This is a genomic window from Demequina sp., assembly GCF_047975725.1.
In the GTDB taxonomy this organism is placed as follows: Bacteria; Actinomycetota; Actinomycetes; order Actinomycetales; family Demequinaceae; genus Demequina.
On the sequence record NZ_JBKEED010000036.1, the window covers coordinates 50,111 to 76,797 of the forward strand.

Genomic DNA, 26,687 nt, shown 5'->3' on the forward strand with positions numbered 1-26,687 from the left:
CCGATACCCGCGTCGACCGGGATTCCCGGGCAGCCCTGCGCCACCCTCTCGTCACTCAAGGTTCACCAGACATTGACGCCCGGCCCCTGGCGTGCCGCGAGCGCCTCACGAGAATGGAAGTTGTGAGGATCGCACTGGTCGCAGAGTCGTTCTTGCCCCACGTCAACGGCGTAACCCACTCGCTGTTGCGGGTACTCGACCACCTCGAAACCAGGGGTGACGAGGCCCTCGTCATCGCCCCCGAAGCCAAGGACTCCGCGGGCCCCGACCGCTACGGCATCGCCACCGTCCACCGCATGCCCGCGGTGAGCTGCCCAGGGTACGACGACGTCCGGGTGACCCTTCCAGCCACCACGCGCATCGGCCGACTACTCGAGGACTGGCAACCGGACGTGGTCCACCTCGCCTCCCCGTTCTTGCTGGGCTGGTCAGGCGTGAAGGCTGCTGAGCGGCTCGCGATCCCCAGCGTCGCGGTATACCAAACCGACGTGCCGAGTTACGCCGAACGCTACAAGGTCTCGTGGGGCGAGGCCCCCATGTGGAGGCGCGTGCTCGACATCCATGACCGCGCCACACTGACCCTCGCCCCGTCGACTGCGGCCATCGATCAGCTCGCCTCTCGCGGCGTCAAGCGCCTACGACTGTGGCCCAGGGGTGTCGACGCCGAGCGCTTCCACCCCGACCACCGCGACCCCGACCTGCGCCGCGCCTGGGCACCTCACGGTGAGGTGATCGTCGGCTACGCCGGTCGCCTCGCACCCGAGAAGCGCGTTGAGGATCTCGCGCGCCTGAGCGCCCTTCCCGGCGTGCGCGTGGTGGTCATCGGCGAGGGACCGTCCCGGGCCCGCCTCGAGGCCCTGATGCCCGACGCCGCCTTCACGGGGTTTCTCGACGGTCACCACCTCGCCCGCGCCCTCGCGAGCCTCGACGTATTCGTCCACTGCGGCGAACTCGAGACCTTCTGCCAGGCCATCCAAGAGGCACACGCGTCGGGAGTACCCGTGGTCGCCCCGCGCCGCGGAGGTCCCATCGACCTGGTCGAGGATGGCCTCACGGGCTACCTGTACGAGCCCGGGCGCACAGACCAGATGGTCGCCATGGTGCGCGAACTCGTCGACGACGCCGACTGGCGTGCCCTCATGTCCGCTCGTGCTCGCGTCAGCGTGCTGGGCCGCACCTGGCCGTCCGTGTGCGAGGACCTCATCACCCATTACGCCGATGCGCTGGGCGGCAAGGCGTCGACACCCACCCACCCCTCGCGCCCGTCGCCATTCCCCCGTTCCAGAGAGGCCGCACGACCATGAGAATCGCGCACATCGCCAACTTCTACTCCCCCACCTCCGGCGGTCTGCGCACCGCGATGCACGCCCTCGGCCGCGGCTATGTCGAGCGCGGTCACGAGGTGCTGATGGTGGTGCCCGGCGTCGCCGACTCCACGGTCCCGACACGCTCGGGCCTGCGCACCACCATCGCAAGCCCCGCCCTGCCCGGCTCGGGCGGCTATCGCATGATCACGCGCCTTGCAGCGGTGCGTGCGGCGCTCGAGGACTTCGCGCCTGATGTCATCGAGGTCTCGGACCGCACCACGCTGCGGTCTCTCGGCAAGTGGGCGGAGCAGCGCGGCATTCCGTCGGTCTTCATTGCGCACGAGCGTGCGGACGGCGTGCTCGCCGCCCACCTGCCCCGGTGGAGCCACCGACTGCTGCCGCTGGGCAGCCTCGCCGACAACCACAACCGGGCCATGGTCCGCCGGTTCACGACCATCGTGGCCACCACCGATTTCGCGGGCGAGGAGTTCGCGCGCATCCCCTACCCGGTCACCACCATCCCCCTGGGCGTGGATCTCGAGGCCTTTCACCCTGGCCTGCGTGACGGCGCCACCCGCGCTCACTACGCACACCCCGACGAGGCACTCGTGGTCATGGCCTCGCGCCTGTCCGCCGAAAAGCGCCCTGACCTCGCGATCAACGCGATCCGTGTGCTCACCGAGCGCGGCCGTCGGGTGCGCCTGGTGTGCGCCGGTTCGGGCGCGCTCGAGGGCCACATGCGTGCGCTTGCCGACGAGCTTCCCGTCACGTTTGCGGGGTTCGTCGAGGGCCGCGAGCGCTTTGCTCGACTGCTCGCCAGCGCCGATGCGGTGATCGCCCCCGGCCCCGTCGAGACCTTTGGTCTGGCGGCGCTCGAGGCTCTCGCGGCGGGCACCCCCGTGGTCGTCAACCGCGACTCGGCCCTGCCGCAGGTCATGGGGGACGCGGGCATGGCCGCCGACGGCACCCCTGAGGCCTTCGCCGATGCACTCGAGACCACCCTCGACGCAGACCCCGTGGAGGCGCGGGCGTGCGCACGGCGGCGCGCCGAGCACCTGCCGTGGAACACCACAGTGGAGTCCATGTTGACCTTGCACGCGCGCTCGCTTGGTCTCGTCACCGCCGAACTGCCGCTCATCGTGCGCCGCCGCGAGCGTGCGCGCCTTGTCCACTAGGACGGCCGGCGTGGCACGTGGCCCCCGGGTGGCGGCGCTGGGAGATTCGCTCACCTTCGGCGTCGGCGACAGCAGCACGGCCGATGCGGGTGGCGGCTGGGCGGCGCATGTCGCCGCCTCGTTGGGGGCGCCCACCTTTATCAACCTGGCCGTCAACGGCACTCGCGCCCGCGATCTCGCCTCATCTCAGGTACCCGCCGCGGTGGCCTTGGACCCGGATCTGGTGCTCCTGAGCGTCGGGGGCAACGATGTGCTGCGCGGCGACTTCGATCCCATCGAGGTGGAGCGGTGCCTGTCGGCGGCGCTGGCCGAGCTGAACCGGCCTGGGCGCCGCGTGCTCGTGCTCGGCATCGACCGCATCGGCTTGTTTGAGGCGTTGCCGCGGGCGGTGACCTCCGTGATGGCACGACGAGCGGCGGCAGCCAACGGCGCGATCATCGCGGCGACGGCGAGTGCCGGGGCTACCTTGATCGACGGCGGCGCGGTCTTCAGGGCTGCCGGGCCGCGAGCGTGGCACATCGACCGTGTGCACCCGTCCCCGCTGGGGCATCGCCGTCTCGCGGGGGCCGCCACGGCCCTGCTCGAGGGCGATTGGCCGGCGGTGGCGCCGGTGCCGAGCGCGCCGCCGAGTCCTGATCTGTGGTCGCGCGCGTGGTGGCTCGCGCGCAACGGCGTGCCGTGGGTGGCGCTGCGAAGCCGCGACCTGATACCGCACGTGGCGAAGGTGGTCGCCCATGAGTTGCGCGCGGACCAGCGCGGGCGCCTGGCCCCTGCGCGCTGAGTCGCCTTACTCGTGCTCCCGCCCCACCCGGTTGATACCCGTCAGAACACTGTTGAGAGGTGTGGAGTTCGCTGGATACCCGCGTGCGGACATGGAACAGGGGGCGCCGCATCGAGCGACGCCCCCTGGACGGAGAACCGGTGGAACCTAGACCAGCCAGCGCTGCTTTTGGACCACGTCGAGGCGCTTCCACCACTCACCGAGGCCAACCGCCTGGTAGCGCACCTCAAGCAGGACGGCCGCGGCGACGGCGACGATCATGATGATGTGGTCGTCGACGAACGGGTTGGTGGTGTTGCCACCCTGGCCGGGCCACGCGTGCGAGACCCACATCATCGCGAGCATGACGATCGCCGACCACATGCCGATGCGGGTACCGATGCCGAGCATCAGCGCCAGGCCGATGCCGCACAGGCCGAGCATGAACGGCCAGTCCGTCCAGGCCTGAGTTCCCAGGTCCTTGAAGAAGTCCGCAAACGGACCGGTGGAGGAGCCGAGGTAGCCCTCGGTGATGCGGGCGCCGTTAAGCCACGCACGCTCGCACATGACTTCGATGGTGTAGGTACCGTCCTCGGCCGTGGTGCGGCACGAGGAAAATCCCAGCCCGAACAGCTTGTCGATGAAGGCCCAGAAGAAGTAGAAACCGATGGTGATCCGGGTGATGCTCAGCATCACCCAGCCTGCACGGGAACCGACTGGACCCGTTTGTGTCTCTATCGCGTGGTCGTTGACTGCCATGACGTACTCCTAGATCACGAGGTAAGCCGGGGACACGGGTCATCGTTGACCCTTTCTTGACATTACGCCGGGCGCAAACGGAAGTACAGCGACACCCCAGGTGAGGCCAGGATTGACGACGCTCTCGGTAGCGGTGCGTGGTTAGCATGAGGGCATGAGCACCGCCGCGACCATCCCCCACTTTCCCGCGCCCGATGAGCCGTGGGGCCCGTTCGTCGAGTCGTACATCCGCGAGCGCCTTGACGTCGCGCGCACGGCGCTGCAGCGGGTGCGTGACCGGGCCGACGCCGACGCTTGGGAGTCGTGGAACATCGCCGACACGGCCGTGGTCAACGCGTATCAGTTGGTCGAGTCGGTCTCCGAGGTGCACCCGGATGCGCACGTGCGGCGCTCCTGCACCGACCTCTTGCTCGAGGTCGCCGCGTTCCGCACTGCGCGCGATGGCGACCCTGAGTTGTTCGCGGCACTGTCGGACGCTCCCGCGCCCGCCGGTGCGGACTACCTGCGCGCACTGGTACTGCGCGACTTCGAGCTGCAAGGGGCTCACCTCGACGCACCGCTGCGCGCGCGGCTCGCCGAGATCGACCAGGCGCTCGCCGCAGCGGAGACGGAGTTCTCGGAGAACATCCGTGAGGACGTTGGCCGCATCCGCGTGACGCCCGATGCGCTCGCGGGCCTGCCCGACGACTACGTGGCCGCCCACGCTCCCGGCGACGACGGCCTGGTCGAGATCACTACCGACTACCCCGACCTCGACCCCTTCCTGACCATGGCGCACGACCGCGGCGCCCGTGAAGCGCTGGTGCGCGCCGACTACGAGCGCGGCTACCCCGTGAACGACGAGGTGCTGGGTCGCCTGCTGCGCCTGCGCCACGAGAAGGCCACCTTGCTGGGCTTTGGCGGCTGGCCCGACTACGCCACGGCCCGGATGATGATGCCGGACGGCGCTGGCATCGAGTCCTTCCTTGATCAGGTCGACGCAGCGGCCCGCCCCGCTGGCGTCACCGACGCCGCGATGCTGCTCGAGCGCTTGCGCGCGGACCACCCCGACGCCGATGCGGTGACCGTCGCCGACTCGTCCTACTACCTCGAGAAGCTCAAGGCCGAGAGGTTTGGGGTCGACCCTCACGAGGTGCGGCGCTACCTCGACTACGCGCGCGTGCGCGACGGGATTCTCGACCTCGCCGCGAACCTCTTCGGGCTGACGTTCACCGCGGTGGCCGACGCGCCGCGCTGGCACGCCGATGTCGAGGCGTACGACGTCGCGATGGGCGACGAGCGCATCGGCCGGATCCTGCTCGACATGCACCCCCGTGCAGGCAAGTACGGGCACATGGCCTGCTTCCCCGTCGTCACGGGTATCGCGGGGCTCCATCTGCCGGTGAGCGCCCTGGTGTGCAACTTCCCGCGCGGCTCGATGACCTTCGACGACGTGGAAACGTTCCTGCACGAGTTCGGCCACTTGATGCACGCGATCCTGGCCGGATCGGGCCGTTGGATGCGCCTGGCGGGCATGTCAGACAAGGGCGAGTGGGACTTTGTCGAGGCGCCGTCGCAACTGCTCGAAGAATGGGCGTGGGACCACGCTGTCCTCGCTCGGTTCGCCGTCGACGACGATGGCGCCGCCATCCCTGAGTCGCTGGTCGAGAGCCTGCGGGCGAGCAGGTACCTCGGCCATGGGCTACTGACCTGCCGCCAACTGGTCTACGCGCAGCTGTCCTACCAGCTTCACCGGGACGTGCCCGAGAACCTCGCGGCGTTTGCCGCCGCCATCGAAGAGCGCTACGACGTGCGCACTCCCTTGGGCGGCACTCATCAGTACGCCAACTTTGGCCACCTCACGACGTATTCGGCCTGCTATTACACGTATCAGTGGAGCCTTGCGATCGCGCGCGACCTGTTCACGGGGTTCGACGCGGGAGACCTGCTGAACGAGGAACATTCCCTGCGCTACCGCGACGCCATCCTCGCGCCCGGCGGTTCGCGCCCGGCCGCCGAGCTGGTCGAGGACTTCCTCGGGCGACAGTTCAGCACGCAGGCCTACGCTGCGTGGCTCGCCGTGCTCGATACGACGGGCGCGACGGGCGAACCGGCTACAGCGGAGTCCGCAACTGCAGATTGAGGTGCGCCTCGATGACCTGGTGCATGGGAGCCGCGAGTGTTCCCATGAGCCACTGCACCTGCAAGCCGTCCATGAGTGAGACGAGTTGCGCCGCTGCGATCTCGGGCTCGACGCCATCGCGAAGGTCTCCCGCTGCCAGCGCGACCTCGTAGGCGCCCACCAGGCTCGCCAGGAGCGCTTCGTAGCGCGCCACGAAGAACTCGTGCGCGGGATGCTCGGCACTGGTGGCCTCGGCGGACAGCGTCGCGAACAGGTCTACGAGACCCCGCTGCGACTCGTTGTTCCTAGCAGAGCCCACCATGGACCGCAGGGCGTCGCGGCCCAGTTCGCTGCGGACTGGGTAGTCCATCGCGCCCACCTGGTCGCGCTGCTCGAGCACTGCCATCAGCAGCGCTTCCTTGGTGGGAAAGTGGTAGAGCACCCCCGGGTGCGTCATGCCCGCACGCGCAGCGATGTCGCGCAGCGAACTCGCTCGATACCCCGACTCCGAGAACTGTTCCATGGCCGAAGCGATGATGAGAGCACGCGTGTCGCGGCCACGTTGTTGGCGCCCGTCGAGCGGCTCGGTCTCCGTCATGGCAGGAAACTTACCATGCGGTAAGGAATGTTGATACGATCGACGCGGCCCCACCGCCGCCCTCGAAAGGACCCTCATGGAGACCGTGGCCTACCTCGACACATCGCTGCCGACCGAGGAACGCGTCGCCGACCTCGTGTCGCGCATGACCCTGCCAGAGAAGGTCGGGCAGATGATGCAGCTCAACGCCAAGGACAACGTGACCGCGGCGATCGAGGACTTCCACGTGGGCTCCATCCTTCACGTCTCCCCCGAGGCGATGCTCGAGGCCGACACCGCCGTGCGCGGGTCTCGCCTGCGCATCCCGCTGCTCGTCGGTGAGGACTGCATCCACGGCCACTCCTTCTTCGAGGGGGCCGAGATCTACCCGACCCAGTTGGGGCTGGCCGCCACCTGGGACCGCGACCTGGTGAAGCGCGTGGCGCGCGCCACGGCCGTCGAGGTCTCGACCACCGGCATCCACTGGACCTTCTCGCCCGTGCTGTGCATTGCGCGCGACCTGCGCTGGGGCCGCGTGTCCGAGACCTTCGGCGAGGATCCCTACCTGCTGGGCGAGCTCGCATCGGCCATGGTGGCCGGCTACCAGGGCGACGGCCTCGATGACCCGACCGCGATCCTCGCCACCGCCAAGCACTTCGCGGGCTACTCCGAGACCCAGGGCGGCCGCGACGCCTCGGAGGCCGACCTGTCACGGCGGCAGCTGCGTGCGTGGTTCCTGCCCCCGTTCGAGCGGGTGGCACGCGAGGGTTGCCGCACCTTCATGCTGGGCTACCAGGCCATCGATGGCACGCCGATCACCGTCAACGATTGGCTCCTGAACGACGTGCTGCGCGGCGAGTGGGGCTACACCGGCACCCTCATCACGGACTGGGACAACGTGGGCAACCTGGTGCGCGAGCAGCGCATGTTCCCCGGCTACGCCGAGGCCTCCGCAGCCGCCGTCAACGCGGGCAACGACATGATCATGACGACGCCCGCCTTCTTCCAAGGCGCGCAGGATGCCGTGGCACAAGGCCTGCTCGACGAGTCCCGGATCGACCAGGCAGTCGCGCGCATCCTGACCCTCAAGTTCGACCTGGGCCTGTTCGAGAACTCACGCCTGCCCGACCCAGAACGCCAGCGCGACGTCATCGCCCAGCCCTCCCACCGCGAGTTGGGCCTCGAGGCCTCGCGCCGCTCGCTCGTGCTCCTGGAAAACGACGGCCTGCTGCCGCTGGACATCACGGGCGCCAGCAAGCGCATCGTTGTCGTCGGCCCCAACGCCCACGACGCCCAGACGCAGCTCGGCGACTGGGCCGGATCCTCCGGCCAGGCCGACTGGCTCATGCACGGCCAGCCCCGCGACATGATCCTCACGGTCGTGGACGGCCTGCGCGAGCAGGTCCCCGACGGCTGGGACGTCGCCTACCACCGCGGCGCCGACATCATCACCACCGGCCCCGACCCCCAGGGCGAGTTCTTCCCCGACGGCCAGCCGCGCCCCCACATCGCGTTCCCCGTCGACCCCGACCCGGCCCAGATCGCCGAGGCCGTCCAGGCCGCGCAGGGGGCCGATGCGGTGGTCGCCGTGCTCGGCGACCGCATCGAACTCATCGGAGAGGGCCGCTCGACGGCCACGCTCGAACTGCAAGGTGGGCAGGTCGCCCTGCTCGACGCGCTGATCGAGACCGGCGCGCCCGTCGTGCTCGTGGTGTTGGCCTCCAAGCCGCACGTGTTGCCCGCCTCGGCCCAGCACGCATCGGCCATCATTTGGGCAGCCAACCCCGGCATGCACGGCGGCCAGGCGCTCGCCGAACTGGTGCTGGGCACGATCGAGCCCACCGGCCGCTTGCCGCTGTCATGGCCGCGCCACGTGGGACAGCAGCCCGTGTACTACAACCAGATCTCCGCGCAGCACGGCTACCGCTACGCCGACCTCACGCAGGACCCCCACTGGGTGTTCGGCGAGGGCCGCAGCTACACCACTATCGAGTACTCGAACCTGCGCCTGCTACCCCCCAGCGAGGAAGAGGTGCTGCGAGCCGAGGTGACGGTGACCAACACCGGCAGCCGCCCCACGCTGGAGACGGTGCAGGTGTACCTGCGCGACGAGGTCACCTCCGTGACGTGGGCCGACCGCGAACTTAAGGCGCACGCCCAGGTGTGGGTCGCGCCCGGCGAGAGCCAGGTGGTGCCGCTGGCGCTGCCGCTCGCCGCGTGCACCATCGTCAACGCCGCCGGAGAGCGAGTCATCGAGCCCGGAGAGTTCACGCTGCTCGTGGGCCCCTCGTCCAAGGTGGACGACCTGCTGCCCGCGCGATTCCGCATCGGCTAGGCCGCCGCTCTTCTCGATACCCTCCGTCCCCAAGGATGCTCTGTGTCTGACACCACGCCGCCCGTGGCACGCCACCTCAAGCGCGCTCGCCTGGGCGTCGCGCTCATCTTCTTCACCAACGGCATCGTGTTGGGCGGGTTCGCGCCGCGCGTGCCCGACATTCGTGAAGCACTCGACATCTCATACGGGACGCTCGGTGTCGCGATGGCCATGTGGTCGGTGGGCGCACTGGCCCTGGGCCTGCTGGCTGCGCCGCTCATCCGCACGTGGGGCTCCGCGCGCGTGGCGACGGTGACCATGCTCGCGAGCGCGACCGCGATGCTGTGCGCCGGCGTGGCGCCCAACGTGTGGCTCTTTGGCGCCGCGCTGTTCGTGGTGGGCGTGACCGACGCCTGGGTCGACGTGGCGCAAAACGCCCACGGCCTCCAAGTGCAGAAGTTGTACCGGCGCTCGATCCTCAACTCCTTCCACGCGCTGTGGTCCATCGGCGCGGTCGGTGGCGGACTCCTGGGAGCCGCCTTTGCCTGGGCCGGCCTGGCCGTCGGCGTCCAGTTCACGACGAGCCTGGCGATCGTGGTGGTCGTCACCGTGGTCGCTGCACCCATGCTGTTGCGCCGCGACATCCCTACCGAGTCAGAGGTGGATCACGCCGCCTCCGAATCCGCGGTGCCCCAGCACACGCCCCTGGCGCGCATCCCGGCACGCACCTGGGGACTGCTTCTCGCACTGACCGTGATCGCGATCGGCGGCGGCTGGGCGGAGGACGCCGCGTCCACATGGTCGGCGTCGTACATGAAGGACCAGCTGCTCGCGGGCGCGGGCCTTGCCGCCTTCGCGTTCATCGCGATGCAGGGCTTCCAGTTCATCGGTCGCCTGCTGGGCGACGGGATGGTGGACCGCTGGGGCCAGCGCGCGGTCGCACGTGCGGGCGGCGGGCTCGTCGCGGTCGGCATGGGGCTGGCGCTCGCGTTCCCGTCTCCGTGGGGCACGATCGCGGGCTTCGCGGCGGCCGGGTTTGGCGTGGCCACCCTGATTCCTGGGGCGATGCACGCGGCGGACGAACTGCCGGGATTGCGCGAGGGCACCGGCCTCACCATCTTGTCCTGGCTGCTGAGACTCGCCTTCTTGCTGTCGCCACCCGTCGTGGGGTGGATTGCGGACGCACAGTCTCTCCGACTCGGCCTCGCGCTGGTGCCGCTGTTCGGGGTCCTCGTGGTGGTGCTCGCTGGCGCCATGCCCGCGCGCAAGTCCCCCTCTTCCCCCTAGCGCACCTGCCCCACCCCCTCCCCCAGAGGCAACTGGCGTCTACTCCCAGCCCCCTTAGAGCCCTTCGAGGCAAGTGAGGTCTACGCGCGCGCCCGCATACGGGAATGAACCAGCCGGACTGGCGTTAATAGATGCAAACGCATATATTGAAACCTAGACCAATCAGCCAGCGGGGCAATCGCCCGCCAGTCCCCCACCCAAGGAGCACGCCATGCAGTTCGGCATCATGTCCGTCTCGGACATCACCCGTGACCCCGTCAACGACTACACCCCCTCCGAGGCCGAGCGCATCCGCGACCTGGTGCGTATTGCCAAGAAGACCGAGGAGGTGGGCCTCGACGTCGTCGCGATCGGCGAGCACCACAACCCGCCGTTCTTCTCCTCGTCCCCCACGACGCTGCTCGCGAGCATCGCCGCGCAGACGGACACCCTGACGGTCACCACGAGCACCACGCTCATCACCACGAACGACCCGGTACGCATCGCCGAGGAGTACGCGATGCTGCAGCACCTCAGCGGCGGCCGCATGGACCTCATGCTGGGCCGCGGCAACACCGCGCCGGTGTACCCGTGGTTTGGCCAGGACATCCGCCAGGGCCTGCCGCTGGCACTCGAGAACTACAACCTGCTGCACCGCCTGTGGCGCGAGGACGTCGTGGACTGGGAAGGCAACTTCCGCACGCCATTGCAGGGCTTCACGTCCACGCCCCGCCCGCTCGACGACGTCCCACCCTTCGTGTGGCACGGTTCGATCCGCACCCCTGAGATCGCCGAGCAGGCCGCGTTCTACGGCAACGGCTTCTTTGCCAACCACATCTTCTGGCCCAAGGAGCACACGCAGCGCATGGTGCGCTTCTACCGTCAGCGCTTTGAGCACTACGGCCACGGCTCCGCGAAGGACGCCATCGTTGGCCTGGGCGGCCAGACGTTTATTGGGCGCACGAGCCAGGAAGCCAAGGATCGGTTCCAGCCCTACTTCGACAACGCGCCCGTCTACGGCCACGGCCCGTCGCTCGAGGACTTCTCCTCGATGACGCCGCTCGCCGTCGGCTCCGTGCAGGAGGTCATTGACAAGATCATGACCTTCCGCGAATACGTGGGCGACTACCAGCGCCAACTGTTCCTCATCGACCACGCGGGCCTGCCCACGGACATGGTGCTTGAGCAACTCGACCTGCTCGGCGGCGAGGTGGTGCCGGTGCTGCGCAAGGAACTCGAAGCCAAGCGCGACTCCGAGACGCCCTCGAACCCGCCGAGCCACGCGGACCTGGTGCGCGCCAAGTACGGCGACGCCGAGGCCCGCCAGCCCCGCCCCAACGCCAACCGCGGCGACAACGTCACCGGAGCCTCTCCGTATCAGGACTCCGAGGGCGCCAAGGCCGTCTACCCGACCGCGTGAGGCCACGATGACCACCGAGACCACCACCCGCACCCGCACACGGCTCGCGAACGACGCCTGGGAGGCCGCCTTCCTGGCTCACTCGACCCTCATGCGCCGCTTTGCGGAGCAGGACGTCTGGGCGGGCCTGTCCATGCGCGAGTACGACGTGCTCTACACGCTCGCAAAGGCGGGCACGCCGTTGCGCCTCAAGGACCTGGTCGACGGCGTCCTGCTGAGCCAGCCAGCGCTGTCGCGCCTGGTGGACCGGCTCGTCGAGCGCGGTCTGATCAGCCGATGCGCGAGCACCCAGGACGCTCGCGCCACCCAGCTCTCTGTCACCGACGAGGGGTTGGCTGTGCAGCGCAGGATCGGCCGCGCCCACGGCGCGGCCGTGGCGGCCGCCCTCACGGCCTCCCTCACCGACGACGAACTTCGCACCCTCGAGTCCCTGTCCCTCAGACTCGCGGGAAAGGACCAACCATGACCCCCCAGACCTTCTCCCTCGCGGTGATCTCCGCAGGAGCCTCCGATCCTTCGTCAACCAAGCTGCTCGCCGACCGCACCGCCCAGAAGGTGGTGGCGCTGGCCAAGGAACGCGGCCACGACGTCACGGTCACGACCATCGAGATCCGTGAACTGCTCACTGAACTGCCGCAAGCACTGTCGAGCCAGTTCATGGGGCCGCGCTTTCGCGCAGCGATCGACGCCCTCGTGGGCGCGGACGCCCTCATCGCGGCAGCCCCGGTGTACAAGGCGGCGGCCTCGGCCGCGTTCACTGGCTTCTTCCAGGTGCTCGACAACGACCTGCTGATTGGCAAGCCCACCATCCTCGCCGCGACCGCAGGCACGGCCAGGCACGCGCTCGTGGTCGACCAGGAGATGCGCTCGCTGTTCGCGTACCTGCGTACCCTCGCCGTCCCGACCGGCCTGTTCGCTGGCCCCGAGGACTTCTCGGACCCCGCACTGACAGGCCGCATCACTCGCGCGGCTCAGGAGTTGGTCCTGCTCATGGAGTCGGGGTTCGCACGCGCCGTGCGGGGTGACACCTGGGGCACGTATCAGCACGAGCTGGGCTCCGCAGGCGGCACCGAGGTGGACATCAACGTCGACACCGACCTGATGCGCCTAGCCACGGGCGGCACGCACCAGCCGCACCACCACTAGCCCACACCACCTCAGGCCTGCCGGGAACGTCATTGACCCGGCAGGCGTTGCGCTGTCGCGACGCCCACCACCCGGCCCGTGGCCACGGTGGGCACATGCTTAGTCCCCGACTCCAAGGAGCCCCACGATGAAGTGCCCCGTCGACAACGCCACCCTCGTCATGAGCGACCGCCAGGGAGTAGAAATCGACTACTGCCCCGAGTGCCGCGGCGTCTGGCTGGACCGCGGAGAGCTCGACAAAATCATCGACCGCTCGGCGCAGGTCGACGGCCCGCCCGCCGCGCCGTCCTCGCGCGTCGCCGATGACCGGTCGCGCCGCTACGACGGCGACCGCCGCGACGATTCGCGCTACTACGGCGACAACCAGCAGTACGGCCGCCGCAAGAAGAAGGAGTCGTGGCTGAGCGACATCCTCGACTTCGGCTAAGCCACCCGACGCACCGCTCGGCGCGGTCAAAGGTCACGATCTAGAGACCTTTGACCGCGCCGATGCCATGCCCGGGTAGGGTCCGAAGATAGCCCCGCCAACCGCAAGGAGGACTCATGCCCGGCACCGCTGCTTTCGAGGTCACCCGCGACCGCACGTCGAGCCGTTACGTGATCGAGGCCGACGGTGATCATGCTGGGCATATCGACTTTGAGGAGCGCGACGGAGCGGTCGTGATGACCCATACCGAGGTCGACGAGGCCTATCGGGGCACCGAGGCGGCCCGCACTCTTGCAGGTGGTGCGCTCGCGGACGTCGCGGCACGCGGCCTTGCGGTGGTCCCGGAGTGCCCGTACATCGCGCGCTACCTGTCCCGCAACGAGGTGCCCGGGCTGGAGATCAGGCCCCTCGAGGTCAGATCAGCAGAGCCCGCGTAAGGACTAGCGGACTGTCACCTCAGCGCTTACCCGGATCGCGGTCGCCGAGCACGGCACCTTTCCGGCCGCATCGTAGGCCCGCGAGCCGTCCTGACCCACCCAGTCGTTGAGGTTCGCGCCGAGCGTCCCGGTCAGCGTGCCGACCGCTTGGTACGTCCCTGGCCGGCCCGGGTCCACGTCCGCGAGGTCCCAGCTCACGGGGAAACTCGCCTCCCCGCCGCCGTGCAGGAGCGCCGATGCGCTCGCTGGCAGCGCCGCTCGCACGGCCTCGAGCGTCTCGCCTTGGGCAACCCTCGCGGGAGCGAGCGATGAAGCGACGGCCTCTCGCGCATCGGCCGCACGCAAGGCGTCGTAGCGGTCGCGGGTGAGCGGCAACACTCCCCCGTGCTTGGTCGAGCGAGCGAGGTCGAAGTCGCCGTCGGGGACCTCGCTCCACGGGCTGTCCGCGTCGAGATCCGTCGCGACCATGGGCCGGTAGCCCACGTCGGGGATCACGTCCACGAGCAGGTACCAGCGCTCGTCGCCGCGCACGTGCAGCATCGCGGGCCCCTCGACTCCGCCGGGCTCTCCACCGGCATACCCGGCGCCGATGCGCGTCTGGGTCTGCGTCCAGGTCGCCTGGGGCAGCCACCAACGGGCGTCGTCGCAGTGCTCCATGTACAGGCCGCGGCCGGTGCCGTTGTCCTTGGTCACGCGGTAGGTGCGGGCGCCGTGGCGCAGCATGGTCGCGTCGATGACGTCGCCTGGCGCGTCGATGAGCACTCCGCCCGTCACCCATCCCGCCTGAGTGAAGTCCCGCGTCGCACCCCACAGGATGCGGTGGCGACCCGTCTCGTCGGAGGAGGACCAGTACACGACGAACGCCCCGCCGTAGGCGTCGAAGCCCTCGACCCACAGCGCCTCCGGCGCCCACATCATGCCCATGTGCGGCGCGGCGGTGTTGGCGGTGCCGTCGGGGCCGCACGCGACGTCGATTTGACGCTGGGGGGTCCAGGTGATGAGGTCGTCCGACTCCCACACGTTCATGCGCGTCGAGTAACCGTCGGCCCAGCCAGCCCAGCCCGCCTGGTCGCCGCCGAACACCCGCAGGTCGGTCGCGATGATGAAGTAGCGGCCGTCGGGACGGCGCAACAGGTACGGGTCGCGCACGCCCGTCGTGGACAGGTGCGAGGCGAGGATGGCCTCGCCGCCGTTGAGCCGGTCCCAAGCCTGCGGGTTGTCACCGCGCGAGATCGACAGGTGGACCTTCTCGCGGTACCCGTGGGCGTCCTCGACAAAGTGCACCATGAGGTAGCCGTAGGGCTCGCTCATGCGTCGCCTCCCGCCACCACGCGCACGGTCACGGTCACCTCACGGAACCGCGGCGCGAGCTCCTCTTCGGTCTCCATGTCCAGGCGCGGCAGACCGTCGGCAGTCCAGTGGACGCGGCGTACGAACGTGTCGCGGCCCGTGAGCCCCAGGTGGTCGGTGCGGGCGTGGAAGACGTAAATCTGGTTGCCGTCTTCGTCCACCGACCACATGCCGTGACCGGTGCCGAGCTGGTACTCGCCGTTGAACGGCCCAGACTTCTGAATGGGCTGGCCCAGGCGTGCCCAGGCGGCGGGGTCGGTGAGGTTGGCCCCGCACGCGGCCGTGGCGAGGCCCGTGGTGTACGTGTCGCCCACCGTCGAGCCCGAGTACAACAGGTGCAAGCGGCCGTCACGCACGTGGACGTTGGGGCCCTCGGCGATCGTGTTGTCCCACGCGTAGAGGGGCGCGAGGATGCGCACCGGCTCGCTCGTCAGGCGCGTGGGATCGGCAGGGTCCATCGTCGCGATGAACACCGACCCGAGCATCTGCCAGCAGTAATAGTGATTGCCGGAGTCCTCGATGTACGTCATGTCGAGCGAGATCCCGGCGCGGTCGTTGAGCACCGAACCGTCGGCACGGGTCACATGCTGTGCCTTGGTCCAGCTCGCGGGGTCGGTGGGATCCAGGTGGCGACCCTGATCGTCGCGGCGCAATTGGATGATGCTCGCACGGCCGGTCCACATGTCGGTGCGGCCGTCCTCGCCGTCGTACGACGGCATGAACAAGATCGACAGTTCGCCGTCGATGACGTGAATCTCAGGCGCCCAGAAGCAGCCCGTCATCGCGTTGCCCTCGGCGTCGAGGTCGCCCGCGACCAGCAGGTCAGTCTCGAGGTCAGCCCCACCGGCCGAGTCCGCGAGCGCAGCGATGGAATCGGCCATGCGCAGCGGCATGCCGATGGGTCCGCCCGCGTTCGACACGGGGTCGAGGTGGAGATCCTTGGTCGCGATCATGAGGAACACCTCGCGCCCGTTGAAGTCGAAGGCGCAGATGGTCGGGTCTGCGCGCTCGTCGGCAAAGGGGGTCGGGTAGACGGCCTGCTTCACGGCGCCCACGAGTCGGTGCTCGCCGGCCACCGAGGTGTCGATCCCGTCGAGCCCAGCACCAGACCAGTCGATCGCGAGCGAGCCGGTGGATCCGTCCGAGTAATCCAACTCGAGACGCGCGGGCAGGTCGCCTGCGGTGAGCGCGGCGCCCACCGGCACCTCGACGGCGGCGAGCGGCCGCGCATCCGTGTTGACGACCGGGCCAAAGCGGTCGCGCAGTGCCTGCGCAACGCCCGCGTCCACCTCCAGCACGCTTCCCGAGCGCAGGTGCGGGATGGCCGATGCGCCAGCGGCTTGAGGTTCAAGCTCACCCTCGAGTGGGCCGGGTGAGGCCGTGGGCTCACCCACGTGCGCCGAGGTCGAGAACTCGCTGAGGGTGGCCAGCCAGGCCTGCCCCTCGTCGTCGACCCAGGTGATCACGTACGCGCCGTCGCGCGCCTCGAACGCCGCATCGAACACGCCACCGGTGACGCCAATGTCCAGCAGGCCAAGCTCGGTGAAGGTGATGAGGTCGGGCGTGGTCGCGAGCAGTACCGAGGATCGCTCGGTGCCGTCGGGGCCGCCTCCGCGAGCCACGCGGGTGGCCATCACACCAAAGGTGCCGTCGGCGAGGCGCGCGACGTGGGGGTCGACGAGCGAGCGCAGGTCGGGGTCGAACGTGCCGTCGGGTCCCGGCTCCTGCGCAACACCCGCAAAGAACACGCCGTAGCCGTCGAACAGTGGCTCGCCGCCGAGGGCGAGGTGCAGGCTGTGAGCGACGTCGGGGTTGTTTGCCTCCGCCTCGGTCGTGGGGTGGCGGTCGTAGGCCAGCAGCGTCACGGTGGCGGTGGCGTTCGCAGGCGGTTCTACATCGTTGTAATCAAGCACACGAAGAGACTACCCCGCCGCGCGCGCACGGGCCACCACGCGCCCGCGTTGCGTGTCCCAGAAGCGATCGAGCATGAGGCGCGCCTCGTCGCGATCCGCGTCGGCTCCAAACAGCTCGGTGCCCGGCTCGAACCGCATGCCCTCCGCGAGCGGTCCCGCGACGATTGGGTCAAAACCCATCGCATCGATCAACGCCGCCACGTGGGCCGTGTCCGCCTGATCGTCGCCCGCGAGCGCGACTGCGATGCGCTCAGGTTCCCCCGCGCGCCGAGCGAGATTCTCGAGCGCATAGGCCGACAGGTGGTTCAAGGCCTTGACCACGCGTGCACCCTCGAGGAACGCCGCCACGGTCTGGGAGGTCGAGGTGGTCGGATCGTCAAGGTCGGGCCGGGCGCCATCGAGCTCCCACCAGTAGTTCATCGCGTCGATGACGAGCGCGCCCCGCAGCCGCTCGGCCGGCAGGGAGCGGTAGCGGCCCAGCGGGATGGCGAGCACTACAGCGTCGGCCGCCACGACTGGCGAGATGTCATCAGCCGAGCCTGCGAGCGCCACGGCGACACCCGCATCGGCCGCTCGAGCGGCAAGCGCCTTGCCCACTCTGCCCGCACCCAAGATCCCGAGCGAGGCGAGGGGCGGGGCGGGCGCGTACGGCACAGGGTCACTCACACCCGTACCGTACGCGAGGCCGCGCCGTCAGTCGGACTTGCGCATGGTGCGAATCCCGACGACCAGGCCAACTGCCGCGACCGCGAGCGCGGACAGCAGCCCCCAGCCCACTGAGGCGGACCACAGGTCGCCTGCCATGAGGTCACGCTCGGCTTGGACCACCCAGTTGACGGGGTTCACCGCAGCGACGGCCGACATCCAGCGCGGGCCCGCATCAAGCGGCAGCAGCACGCCGGACAGGATCAGCAGGGGGAAGATGAGCGTCTGCTGCACGGCCCAGAACATCCACTCGCGGTTCTTGGTCACGAGCGCGAGCGCGTACGACAGCGATCCGAGTCCCATGCCGAACACCGCGAGGATCGCGATGCCGACCAGCAGCCCCAGCACGTTCGGGTGGAAGCCAAAGGGCCAGGCGATCGCCACGATGACGAGCACCTGCGCGACGATGGGCACCACCTCTTTGAAGGCGCGGCCGGCGAGCAGCGAGGCTCGGCTGAGCGGCGCGACCAGCGTGCGCTCGTGCGAGCCGGTCATCATTTCGTACTGCAGGTTCGAGCCCGTCACGCCGGTGCCAAACAGGACGATCATGGCGAGCACGCCCGGCACGAACCACGCGAGCGTGGCCGCCGTGCTCTCCCCCGAGGTGCCGATCAGCAGCGGCGTGAACAGCCCCAAGAACACCAAGGGCTGCACCAGGGAGAACACCACCGAGATGGGGTCGCGCAGCACGGGCTTGAGTTCGCGCAGCATCACATTGAGTGTGTCGCGAGCGGGCGATGAGGTGACGGTGGCGGTCATGACTGGTCTCCTGAGGGGATCTGGGCGTACACGGACGTGGGCGTGGTGGCTTCGCCGCCGGCGTCGCGCAGCGAGCGGCCGGTCAGGGCGAGGAATACGTCATCGAGGGTGGGCGGCACTCCGGTGGCACGCACCACCTCGAGCCCCTCGGCGTCGAGCGAGCGAATCAGGCGCGGGAGTAGCCGCTCACCGTCCTCGACATTGGCCGCCAACGTCAGCGAGTCGAGTTGCGTGACTGCCCTGGCGGCGAGGCGGTCGACGACGGGGATCGCGGCCAGCGCATCGGCCGGCGTGGCAAATCCCAGGGTGATCGCGTCGCCAGCGAGAGTGGCCTTCAGGCCGGCGGCGGTGTCGTCGGCAATGACCCTGCCGCCGTCCATCACCATGACGCGCTCCGCATACCGGTCCGCCTCTTCGAGGTAGTGCGTGGTGAGGAAGACGGTGGTGCCGTGCTGCTCGCGCAAGCTCAGGATGTGCTGCCACAGGTTGGCGCGACTCTGAGGGTCCAGGCCCGTCGAGGGCTCGTCCAAGAACAACAGCGGCGGCGCGTGCATGAGCCCCAAGGCGATGTCGAGGCGGCGCTTCTGACCCCCGGACAACTGCTGCACGGTGCGGTCGCCAAACGTCGCAAGGTCGAGCGACTCGATGAGCGAGTCGGCACGCTCGCGCGACTCGCGCTTGCCCACGCCGTAGAACGCACCTTGGCTGAGCAACTCATCGCGCACACGCTGGGCGAAGGAACCCGAGGTGCCTTGGCCCACATAGCCGATGCGCGCACGCACCGCATGGGCCTGGGTGGCGATGTCGTAGCCGACGACATGAGCCCCGCCCGAGGTGGGCGGAATCAGCGTGGTCAGCATGCGAATGGTGGTGGACTTGCCCGCTCCGTTGGGGCCGAGGAATGCGACGAGTGCGCCGCGCTCGACCTCGAAGGACACGTCGGTGACGGCATCGACCGTGGTCTTGCCGCGAGTGAACTGCTTAGTGAGGCCGTTTGCCTCGATGATCGGGGTGCTCATGGGGACGAGGCTAGAGATAATTGCGGACAGATACTGTCCTCAAAGCGTGAGATTCTGGCGCCATGGCCGACACCACCGCACGAGCCCTCGCATTGCTGGACCTCCTCCAGCGCCATCGCCACTGGAGCGGCGCCGACCTTGCCCGGCGCCTCGGCACCACCGAGCGGACCGTGCGCCGCGACGTCGACCGCCTGCGCGCCCTCGGGTATCGCATCGACTCGAGCACCGGTCGCGACGGCGGCTACCGGCTCGACGCAGGCGGAACCATGCCGCCGTTGCTGCTCAGCGAAGACGAGGCCGTCGCGATCGCCGTGGGGCTGAGAGTGGCCGCCGCCGAGCAACTCGTCGACGGCGCCGCCACCGCCCTGTCCGCCATCGCCAAACTCGAGCAGGTGCTCGCCCCCGAGTTGCGACGCAAGGTCGCCGCGCTCGCGACGGCCATGACGGCCCCCGGGCAACCACGAACTCCCCACGTGCCCGCAGCCCTGCTGGGACAGTTGGCCCTCGCATGCCGCGACCGGGAGCGCGTGCGGTTTTCGTACACGGACGCACAGGCGGTCCAATCCCGCCGCCGCGTCGAGCCGCACGCGCTCGCACCTGCGCACGGGCGCTGGTACCTGGTGGCGTGGGACCTCGAACGCGACGACTGGCGCACCTTTCGGGTCGACCGACTCGACAGCCTCACCCCCACGGGTGCCCACTTCACCGCCCGCGCACTCACCCGCGCCGAGATCGACGAACGCATCATGGTCGCGAGTTCCTCACAGCGCCAAGCAGTCGAAGCCCACGCCGTGCTCGACATGTCGATGGAGGACTTCGAGGCCCGCATGGGCGTGTGGGCGCAAGGCGCGCAGCTGGCCGGTGTGGGCCGCATCCGGTGGGGCTTCGGCGGCAGTGATGTGCGCGACCTGATCTACGCCATGTCGTGGCTGCCGCCCGAAGCGGACTGGACCATCGAACTCGCCCCCGAGCACCGCGACGAACTCACGGCCATGCTCACGCGGCTCCTCGACGCGGCGCAGTCGTAGCGGCGCAGTCGTAGCGGCGCAGTCCGACGCCTCGCTGCCAGCCTAGGGTGGAGCCATGTCTTCCAGCCCCCGCGTGATCTTCCTCGACATCGACGGCACCTACGCCTCTCACGGCGAAGTGCCTGCCGCCCACGCTGAGGCGGTGAGGAGGGTGCGCGCGGGCGGCCACCGCGTGCTGCTGTGCACCGGGCGAGCGCGTTGTGCCGTGACGTCCCTCGTGGAGTCGGCCCCGTTCGACGGACTCGTGTGTGGAGCAGGCGCGTACGCCGAGGTGGACGGCACCGTGCTGTACGACCACGCTTTCCCGCGCGAGATCGCTGACCGCAGCATCGATGCGCTCATGGCACACCAGGCGGACATGCTCGTCGAGTCCACCGAGGCGCTGTACATGCTGCCCGCCGCCGCGCGCGCGATGGACGAGCGTGCGGCACGCGCCAAGAGCAACGGCGAGCAGGCCTCGTTGTGGAAGGACCTCATCGGCGCGCGCCGCGTGGTCGAGGACCTTCACGGCCTGAACTTTGGCAAGGTCGTCACCATGTCAGCCACGGCGGAATTGAGCGCAATCGCGAGCCTCATCGGCCCCGAGGTTGCCGCCGTCGAGACCTCCATCAAGGACATTGGCCGCGGCTCGGGCGAGCTGTACATGGCGCACGTCACCAAGGCCGTCGGTGTCGATGCCGTGCTCGATCACCTGGGCCTGACCAGGGCCGATGCGGTGGGCGCCGGCGACGGACCCAACGACCTCGAGATGCTCGCCGCGGTCGGCACCGCGATTGGGATCGAAGGAGGCCACCCCGGCGTCCTCGCGGCCGCGGACATCGTCGTGCCCGGTCCTGAGAACGCCGGGCTGGTGCGTGCCTTCGCGGAGCTCGGGCTCGGCTAGTGGCGCCGCGCGTGCGGCACTGAACCCGCCGCCCGGGTGAGATTCCTCACCTGGCACCATGCGCATCGGCCATGCTGGCCCTGGCCGCACGGCGGCCTCGGTGGCACAATGAACCGGTTCGACGCATTGTGGCGTGCCGCTAGCGCGACCACCGTCGTGCCCGCGCCACATGCCAGAAAGGCCCCGGCATGACCCAGTCCCCCACCCGTACTGTCGCGCCCTCCACCGTGAGCCGCCGCGACGAGCTCGTGATCCGCGTGCTCATCGTGTCCGCGTTCACCGTGATCCTCAACGAGACGATCATGGGCGTCGCGATCCCCCACCTCAAGGAGGATCTGGGCATCTCGACGGTGCTCGCGCAGTGGCTCACCGCGGCGTTCCTGCTGACGATGGCGATCATCATCCCCATCACGGGATTCCTACTGCAGCGCTTCCCCACCCGCCCGCTATACATCGTGGCGATGTCCGCGTTCGCGGCAGGCACCCTGCTGGCTGCGCTCGCGCCTGGCTTCGAGGTGCTGCTGGTCGCGCGCGTCATTCAGGCGTGCGGCACGGCGGTGATGCTGCCGCTGCTGATGACCACGGTCATCTCGATCGTTCCCGAGCACGAACGCGGCCGCCGCATGGGCACCATCGGCATGGTCATCTCCGTCGCGCCCGCACTGGGTCCCACCATCTCCGGGCTGATCCTTGCGGTGCTGCCGTGGCAGTACCTGTTCCTGTTCGTGTTGCCGGTGGCGGCGACCGCACTGCTGTTCGGCATCCTCAAGATGCGCTCGACCAACGAGACCTCTCCCACGCGCATGGATGTGCTGTCGGTGGTGCTCGCGACCTTCGGGTTCGGCGGCATCGTCTTTGGGCTGTCGCAACTGGGCGAGTCTGCTGAGTCGGGTGCTGGGTCGGCGATCGTCGCGGTCGTCGTCGGCGTGATCGCACTCGTGCTGTTCGTGTGGCGCCAGGTGGTGCTGCAGCGTCGCGATGCCGCGCTGCTCGACTTGCGCGTGTTCCGCTCGCGCACGTTCGCGATCGCGTGCGCGATGTTCGTGGTGTGCATGATGGGCCTGTTCGGCGGCATCATCCTGCTGCCGCTGTTCACCCAGGACGTGCTCGGGCTGTCGGTGCTGGCCTCGGGCCTGATGCTGCTGCCCGGCGGCCTGACCATGGGTCTGCTCGCGACGCCCGTGGGCCGCGCCTACGACCGTGTCGGGCCGCGCCCGCTGCTGATCCCCGGCACCGCGCTCGTGTCCGGCGCCATGTGGATCTTTGCCCTGTCACTGACCGCGACCACCCCGTGGTGGGTCGTGCTGGCCGCCCACGTGACGTTGAGCCTGGGCCTCGCGCTGGTGTTCACGCCGCTGTTCTCGGCCTCGCTCGGGTCGCTTCCCAAGCGCCTGTACTCGCACGGCTCTGCGATGGTGTCGACGCTTCAGCAGGTCGCCGCGGCCGCCGGAACGGCACTGTTCGTGTCGCTCATGACGGCTGTCACGCTGTCTCGCGTTGACGCGGGCGCAACCGAGGTGGTGGCCCAGGCGGCCGGCATCCGCATGGCGTTTACCGTGGGAGCGATCCTCGCCATGGGTGGAATCGTGCTCGCACTGTTCGTCCGTCGACCCGAGTCCTCAGAGGGTGGCGGCGAGTCGCCGGCGCTGGCGCACTAACGTCCCGTCCCCTCCGTCACTTCACCGTAAAAATGGATCCATTTTCATGGAAAGGAGAAGCCGGTCGGGGTCGTCTCGGGGGTGAGGCCAGCCGCCAGGCGCGCCGCCATGTCGTCACTCATGGGCGGCAGCGCCTCCGTGTCGAACCACGTCGCCTCGAGATTCTCGCCGTCCGCGGGATGCGGCTCGCCGCTCACATAACGGAACCGGAACGTCAGGTCCAGGTACTGCGAGACGTCGCCGTTGGGGTACGTCACACGTCCCGTCACCCCCACGCGCGCGAGCGACGTGGGCTCGGCCACCACGTCGGCCTCCTCGAGCACCTCGCGCGCGGCGGCGACCGCGGGCTCTTCGCCCGGGTCGACGATGCCCGTGACGGGCGTCCACTCCCCCGTGTCCGCTCGCTTCACGAGCAGCACCTCTCGCCCGGCCGATGCGCCGGCCGGCTCTCGCACGACCACGGCCGTCACGCCGGGCAGCCACAGCAGCTCGTGGCCGATCTTCTCGCGCAAGGACAGGATGAAGTCGGGAGTCGCCATGGCGCCCAGGCTAGCCGCCGCTACCCCGGGTGGACCGCCTCGGGCTCGATGCGCACCCAGTTGGGGTGCTTGGGGGTGCGACCGTCTCCCGACGAGCGCCCCGTGAGCCGCCTGCCAATCCACGGCAGCACGTACGTCGCGTAGTACCGCGCTTCGGCCCGCGTGCCTCGCGGCGCGGCCGTGGCCTCGCCCGCGAGAGGAAGCTCGGTCGGAACTCCGAGCGCGGTGAGCACTCGCGCCGCCACTCGGGCGTGCCCCAAGGGCCCGAGGTGCAGCCGGTCGGGCGACCAGTACGGCGCCTCTCGCAGTTCTTGGTCGGACCAGTTGTCCACCCAGGTGAGGTCGGGGTGGCGCTCGAGCAGGTCCGCGACAGCGTCGAGGTAGACCCTTCCGCGCTCGCTCATCGTCGCGCCGCGAGGCAGGCGCATCGACGGGTCGCCACCCGAGAGGACCACCAGGCGCACGCCTTCCTCGGCGCACCGCTCGATGCCGCGTTCGACGAACGCCATGATCTTCGATAGGTCGAACCCCGGCCGCATCATGTCGTTGCCGCCACCGTTGAAAGTGATGAGGGTCGGCTTGGGGTCGAGCGCCAGCGCGGCCTCGAGTTGGTCGCGCACAATGGGCTCGATCAGCCGGCCGCGGATCGCGAGGTTGGCGTAGTCCACGGGTTCGTCGAGCCCTGCCGCGAGGCCTGCGGCGACCAAATCCGCCCAGCCGCGTACCGCATCGGCCCCGATCTCGTCCCCGACTCCCTCGGTGAAGCTATCGCCAATTGCCACGTATCTCACTCTTCAGGACCCTAGCGCGGGTTCTGCGCTGGTGCCGCCCACCCGCAGGAGCGACAGTCTCGAACATCGCGGCAACGACACGCCGTGCGAAAGTCCGCGCCGGCGGATCTCACTCCGCGTGTCGCGGCAAGGATGTTCGGAACTGTCGGGGCGACGCGGGGTGACGCGGGACGGTGGCCGCGTGCGGCGCCGGGCCGATGCGCTCGCACCCCGCGCTTTGACCGCACGGTTTACAACGTTGTACAGTCGCGGTCAGTCCCGCGCGCCAGCGCCATCCACTCCGTCCGACGACGCACAGGAGCCCTCCCGTGACCACCACCCGAGCCGCCGCTGCCATGGCAGTTGCCGCAGTCCTCACCCTGACCGCCTGCTCGAACGCGACCTCGCCGCTCGACGACCTCGCGACGCCCGAGTTCACCGAGGTCACGGTCCACGACCCCTCGGCTGTGACCGGCAATGACGAGCTATGGGTCTTTGGCTCCCATGCCGCCGTCGCCAAGACCACCGACCTCATGAACTGGACCCAGGTCTCGGACAGCGTCAACACCGCGGACCAAGCGGGACTGTTCGAGGACATTCGCGCCGAGCTTGCGGAGACCTTCGAGTGGGCACAGACGGACACGCTCTGGGCCGCGGACGTGATCGAACTTCCCGACGGGCGCTTTGCGATGTATTACAACGCATGCAAGGGCGATTCCGCCCGCTCGGCGATGGGCATCGCGATTGCCGACTCGGTCGACGGCCCGTACGAGGACCAGGGCATCATCCTCAAGTCCGGCATGTGGGACGAGGAGTCCGAGAACGAGGGCGAGATCTACGACGCCACCATCCACCCCAACGCCGTCGACCCCGACGCCTTCTACGACGCCAACGGCGACCTGTGGATGGTCTACGGCTCCTACTCTGGCGGCATCTTCGTGCTCGAACTCGACGAGCAGACGGGCGCTCCGGATCCCGGCCAGGGCTACGGCACCCGCGTGATGGGCGGCAACCACTCACGCATCGAGGGCCCGTCCATGCGCTACGACGAGACGACGGGCTACTACTACCTGTTCGTCTCCTACGGCGGGCTCGACTCGTCCAACGGCTACGAGGTGCGCGTGTCACGCTCGACCGACCCCGCGGGCCCGTTCCTCGACGCCGAGGGCAACGACATGGCCCTCGCCCAGGGACCCGTGGGGTCGTTCTTCGACGACACGGCGATCGAGCCCTACGGCGTCAAGATCCTCGGCGGCCACGAGTGGGCGGACTCCTCCGGCACGGGCATCGATGCCGGCTACGTCTCGCCCGGCCACAACACCTGGTGGGACGACCCCGACACGGGCGAGTCGTACCTGATCTTTCACTCGCGCTTTCACGGCACCGAGGAAATGCACTTTGTGCGCGCCCACCGCATGTACATGAACGTCGACGGCTGGCCAGTCCTCGCGCCCGCGCGCTACGCGGGAGAGGGCGAGCAAACCCCCAGCACGGCCGATGCGGTGGGCACCTGGCAGGTGGTCGAGTTCCAGAAGGTCATCTCTCCCCTGGTACCGCTGTCGGTGGAGGCCACCTTCGCCGAGGACGGCACCGTGTCGGGCGCCATCGAAGGTACGTGGGAGCTGTCCGCGGACGGCGCGCTCACGCTGACCACCGATGCCGGCACGTTTGACGGCGTGATGGTCCCGGCCTGGGATCCCAATGCCGCCGCTTGGACGTGGGGGCTGAGCGTCGTGAGCGACCAAGGCCTGCCGCTGTGGGGCCACCGCACCGGCAGCGAGGGATAGGCGCTCGGCCAGCCCGCGCATCGGCCCTTTCGCAAGGCCTCGCGCCCGTGTGAGGATGGGGCCATGCCGACTCTCTCCGACTTCTCTGCCCAGTCGCTGAACGGCGAGGACCAAGACCTGTCCCAGTACGCGGGGCAGGTGGTGCTCGTCGTCAACACCGCCTCCAAGTGCGGCCTGACGCCGCAGTTCGAGGGCCTCGAGGCGCTGTACGGGCAGTTCAAGGACGACGGGTTCATCGTCCTCGGTTTCCCCAGCAACCAGTTCAAGCAGGAACTGTCGGATGCGCAGGAGATCGGCGAGTTCTGCCAGCGCAACTACGGCGTGTCGTTCCCCATGTTCGCGACCATCGACGTCAACGGGCGCAAGGCCCACCCCGTCTTCCAGTGGCTGCGCTCGGAGTCTGGCGGCGCGCTCGGATCAGCGATCAAGTGGAACTTCACCAAGTTCCTGGTGGGGCGCGACGGCCACGTGATCGAGCGCTACGCGCCCACGGTCGAGCCGCCTGAGATCGCCGAAGCCATCCGCGCCGCGCTCGCTGCGTAGGTCACGTGCCGCAGTTCTCGAGCGGACCTGAGTGCCTCGCAGGA

Annotated in this window: 25 protein-coding genes and 1 pseudogene; 16 read left to right on the top strand and 10 right to left on the bottom strand. The window is 69.1% G+C overall.

The window, feature by feature from the left end; translation table 11 throughout:
* Positions 1 to 122: 122 nt before the first annotated feature.
* Genes ACK5NO_RS13015 through ACK5NO_RS13025 form a run of 3 tightly spaced genes read left to right on the top strand, consistent with a single transcriptional unit; the run spans position 123 to position 3,263 of the window.
* Positions 123 to 1,304, top strand: a complete 1,182-nt coding sequence (locus tag ACK5NO_RS13015) for a glycosyltransferase family 4 protein (protein WP_416813108.1) — start codon at positions 123 to 125, stop codon at positions 1,302 to 1,304.
* On the top strand, positions 1,301 to 2,482 hold the full coding sequence (locus tag ACK5NO_RS13020) for a glycosyltransferase (protein WP_416813109.1): 1,182 nt from the start codon (positions 1,301 to 1,303) through the stop codon (positions 2,480 to 2,482). The genes ACK5NO_RS13015 and ACK5NO_RS13020 overlap by 4 nt, the downstream gene beginning before the upstream one ends.
* 10 nt (positions 2,483 to 2,492) lie before the next feature.
* A complete protein-coding gene (locus ACK5NO_RS13025) occupies positions 2,493 to 3,263 on the top strand; it encodes an SGNH/GDSL hydrolase family protein (protein WP_416813110.1) in 771 nt (256 codons plus the stop codon).
* Between the two features lie 147 nt (positions 3,264 to 3,410).
* On the opposite strand, the gene ACK5NO_RS13030 is transcribed toward ACK5NO_RS13025, so the two are convergent.
* Positions 3,411 to 4,001, bottom strand: a complete 591-nt coding sequence (locus tag ACK5NO_RS13030; protein WP_416813111.1) for a DoxX family protein — start codon at positions 3,999 to 4,001, stop codon at positions 3,411 to 3,413.
* A gap of 154 nt (positions 4,002 to 4,155) precedes the next feature.
* On the opposite strand from ACK5NO_RS13030, the gene ACK5NO_RS13035 reads away from it, so the two are divergent.
* On the top strand, positions 4,156 to 6,123 hold the full coding sequence (locus ACK5NO_RS13035) for a M3 family metallopeptidase (RefSeq protein ID WP_416813112.1): 1,968 nt from the start codon (positions 4,156 to 4,158) through the stop codon (positions 6,121 to 6,123).
* Here ACK5NO_RS13035 and ACK5NO_RS13040 read toward each other — a convergent pair.
* The gene (locus ACK5NO_RS13040) at positions 6,095 to 6,508 is read right to left on the bottom strand and encodes a TetR family transcriptional regulator C-terminal domain-containing protein (RefSeq protein ID WP_416813187.1); all 414 of its coding nucleotides are present in this window, start codon (positions 6,506 to 6,508) and stop codon (positions 6,095 to 6,097) included. The two genes, ACK5NO_RS13035 and ACK5NO_RS13040, sit on opposite strands and share 29 nt — an antisense overlap.
* Before the next feature lie 51 nt (positions 6,509 to 6,559).
* Positions 6,560 to 6,778: pseudogene (locus ACK5NO_RS13045) on the bottom strand (TetR family transcriptional regulator); the annotation flags it as partial.
* On the opposite strand from ACK5NO_RS13045, the gene ACK5NO_RS13050 reads away from it, so the two are divergent.
* The 7 genes from ACK5NO_RS13050 (at position 6,777) to ACK5NO_RS13080 (ending at position 13,689) form a co-directional block, all read left to right on the top strand.
* Positions 6,777 to 9,014 (top strand): glycoside hydrolase family 3 N-terminal domain-containing protein, encoded by a 2,238-nt coding sequence (locus ACK5NO_RS13050; RefSeq protein WP_416813113.1) that lies wholly within the window; start codon positions 6,777 to 6,779, stop codon positions 9,012 to 9,014. The pseudogene ACK5NO_RS13045 and the gene ACK5NO_RS13050 sit on opposite strands and share 2 nt — an antisense overlap.
* A gap of 42 nt (positions 9,015 to 9,056) precedes the next feature.
* Positions 9,057 to 10,280 carry an MFS transporter gene (locus ACK5NO_RS13055; protein ID WP_416813114.1) on the top strand — a complete coding sequence of 408 codons (1,224 nt, stop codon included), beginning with the start codon at positions 9,057 to 9,059 and terminating at the stop codon, positions 10,278 to 10,280.
* A 211-nt stretch (positions 10,281 to 10,491) separates the two neighbouring features.
* Positions 10,492 to 11,679, top strand: coding sequence for a CE1758 family FMN-dependent luciferase-like monooxygenase (locus ACK5NO_RS13060; RefSeq protein WP_416813115.1), 1,188 nt, complete (start codon positions 10,492 to 10,494; stop codon positions 11,677 to 11,679).
* 7 nt (positions 11,680 to 11,686) lie between these two features.
* Positions 11,687 to 12,145, top strand: coding sequence for a MarR family winged helix-turn-helix transcriptional regulator (locus ACK5NO_RS13065; RefSeq protein WP_416813116.1), 459 nt, complete (start codon positions 11,687 to 11,689; stop codon positions 12,143 to 12,145).
* Positions 12,142 to 12,825, top strand: coding sequence for a CE1759 family FMN reductase (locus ACK5NO_RS13070; protein WP_416813117.1), 684 nt, complete (start codon positions 12,142 to 12,144; stop codon positions 12,823 to 12,825). Before ACK5NO_RS13065 ends, ACK5NO_RS13070 begins: the two co-directional genes overlap by 4 nt.
* Before the next feature lie 127 nt (positions 12,826 to 12,952).
* Positions 12,953 to 13,252 carry a zf-TFIIB domain-containing protein gene (locus tag ACK5NO_RS13075; RefSeq protein ID WP_416813118.1) on the top strand — a complete coding sequence of 100 codons (300 nt, stop codon included), beginning with the start codon at positions 12,953 to 12,955 and terminating at the stop codon, positions 13,250 to 13,252.
* A 116-nt stretch (positions 13,253 to 13,368) separates the two neighbouring features.
* Positions 13,369 to 13,689, top strand: a complete 321-nt coding sequence (locus tag ACK5NO_RS13080; RefSeq protein WP_416813119.1) for a GNAT family N-acetyltransferase — start codon at positions 13,369 to 13,371, stop codon at positions 13,687 to 13,689.
* A 3-nt stretch (positions 13,690 to 13,692) separates the two neighbouring features.
* Here ACK5NO_RS13080 and ACK5NO_RS13085 read toward each other — a convergent pair whose 3' ends face one another.
* Genes ACK5NO_RS13085 through ACK5NO_RS13105 form a run of 5 tightly spaced genes read right to left on the bottom strand, consistent with a single transcriptional unit; the run spans position 13,693 to position 19,435 of the window.
* Entirely contained in the window at positions 13,693 to 15,000 is a 1,308-nt protein-coding gene (locus ACK5NO_RS13085; RefSeq protein ID WP_416813120.1) for a glycoside hydrolase family 43 protein, read from the bottom strand.
* On the bottom strand, positions 14,997 to 16,952 hold the full coding sequence (locus tag ACK5NO_RS13090) for a family 43 glycosylhydrolase (RefSeq protein ID WP_416813121.1): 1,956 nt from the start codon (positions 16,950 to 16,952) through the stop codon (positions 14,997 to 14,999). The genes ACK5NO_RS13085 and ACK5NO_RS13090 overlap by 4 nt, the downstream gene beginning before the upstream one ends.
* A gap of 9 nt (positions 16,953 to 16,961) precedes the next feature.
* Positions 16,962 to 17,618, bottom strand: coding sequence for an NADPH-dependent F420 reductase (locus ACK5NO_RS13095; RefSeq protein ID WP_416813122.1), 657 nt, complete (start codon positions 17,616 to 17,618; stop codon positions 16,962 to 16,964).
* A gap of 27 nt (positions 17,619 to 17,645) precedes the next feature.
* Positions 17,646 to 18,416, bottom strand: a complete 771-nt coding sequence (locus ACK5NO_RS13100) for an ABC transporter permease (protein ID WP_416813123.1) — start codon at positions 18,414 to 18,416, stop codon at positions 17,646 to 17,648.
* Positions 18,413 to 19,435, bottom strand: a complete 1,023-nt coding sequence (locus tag ACK5NO_RS13105; RefSeq protein ID WP_416813124.1) for an ATP-binding cassette domain-containing protein — start codon at positions 19,433 to 19,435, stop codon at positions 18,413 to 18,415. Before ACK5NO_RS13105 ends, ACK5NO_RS13100 begins: the two co-directional genes overlap by 4 nt.
* A gap of 62 nt (positions 19,436 to 19,497) precedes the next feature.
* Here ACK5NO_RS13105 and ACK5NO_RS13110 point away from each other — a divergent pair, with 62 nt between their 5' ends.
* The 3 genes from ACK5NO_RS13110 (at position 19,498) to ACK5NO_RS13120 (ending at position 23,004) form a co-directional block, all read left to right on the top strand.
* Positions 19,498 to 20,463, top strand: coding sequence for a helix-turn-helix transcriptional regulator (locus ACK5NO_RS13110; RefSeq protein ID WP_416813125.1), 966 nt, complete (start codon positions 19,498 to 19,500; stop codon positions 20,461 to 20,463).
* 55 nt (positions 20,464 to 20,518) lie between these two features.
* On the top strand, positions 20,519 to 21,346 hold the full coding sequence (locus tag ACK5NO_RS13115; protein ID WP_416813126.1) for an HAD-IIB family hydrolase: 828 nt from the start codon (positions 20,519 to 20,521) through the stop codon (positions 21,344 to 21,346).
* Between the two features lie 188 nt (positions 21,347 to 21,534).
* Positions 21,535 to 23,004 (top strand): MDR family MFS transporter, encoded by a 1,470-nt coding sequence (locus ACK5NO_RS13120; RefSeq protein WP_416813127.1) that lies wholly within the window; start codon positions 21,535 to 21,537, stop codon positions 23,002 to 23,004.
* A gap of 44 nt (positions 23,005 to 23,048) precedes the next feature.
* On the opposite strand, the gene ACK5NO_RS13125 is transcribed toward ACK5NO_RS13120, so the two are convergent.
* Both ACK5NO_RS13125 and ACK5NO_RS13130 read right to left on the bottom strand, forming a co-directional pair.
* A complete protein-coding gene (locus ACK5NO_RS13125; protein WP_416813128.1) occupies positions 23,049 to 23,543 on the bottom strand; it encodes an NUDIX hydrolase in 495 nt (164 codons plus the stop codon).
* A gap of 20 nt (positions 23,544 to 23,563) precedes the next feature.
* The gene (locus tag ACK5NO_RS13130) at positions 23,564 to 24,334 is read right to left on the bottom strand and encodes an SGNH/GDSL hydrolase family protein (RefSeq protein WP_416813129.1); all 771 of its coding nucleotides are present in this window, start codon (positions 24,332 to 24,334) and stop codon (positions 23,564 to 23,566) included.
* Positions 24,335 to 24,642: 308 nt separating this feature from the next.
* Here ACK5NO_RS13130 and ACK5NO_RS13135 point away from each other — a divergent pair, with 308 nt between their 5' ends.
* Positions 24,643 to 26,100, top strand: a complete 1,458-nt coding sequence (locus ACK5NO_RS13135; RefSeq protein ID WP_416813130.1) for a glycoside hydrolase family 43 protein — start codon at positions 24,643 to 24,645, stop codon at positions 26,098 to 26,100.
* A gap of 63 nt (positions 26,101 to 26,163) precedes the next feature.
* A complete protein-coding gene (locus tag ACK5NO_RS13140; RefSeq protein ID WP_416813131.1) occupies positions 26,164 to 26,643 on the top strand; it encodes a glutathione peroxidase in 480 nt (159 codons plus the stop codon).
* Positions 26,644 to 26,687: the final 44 nt, after the last annotated feature.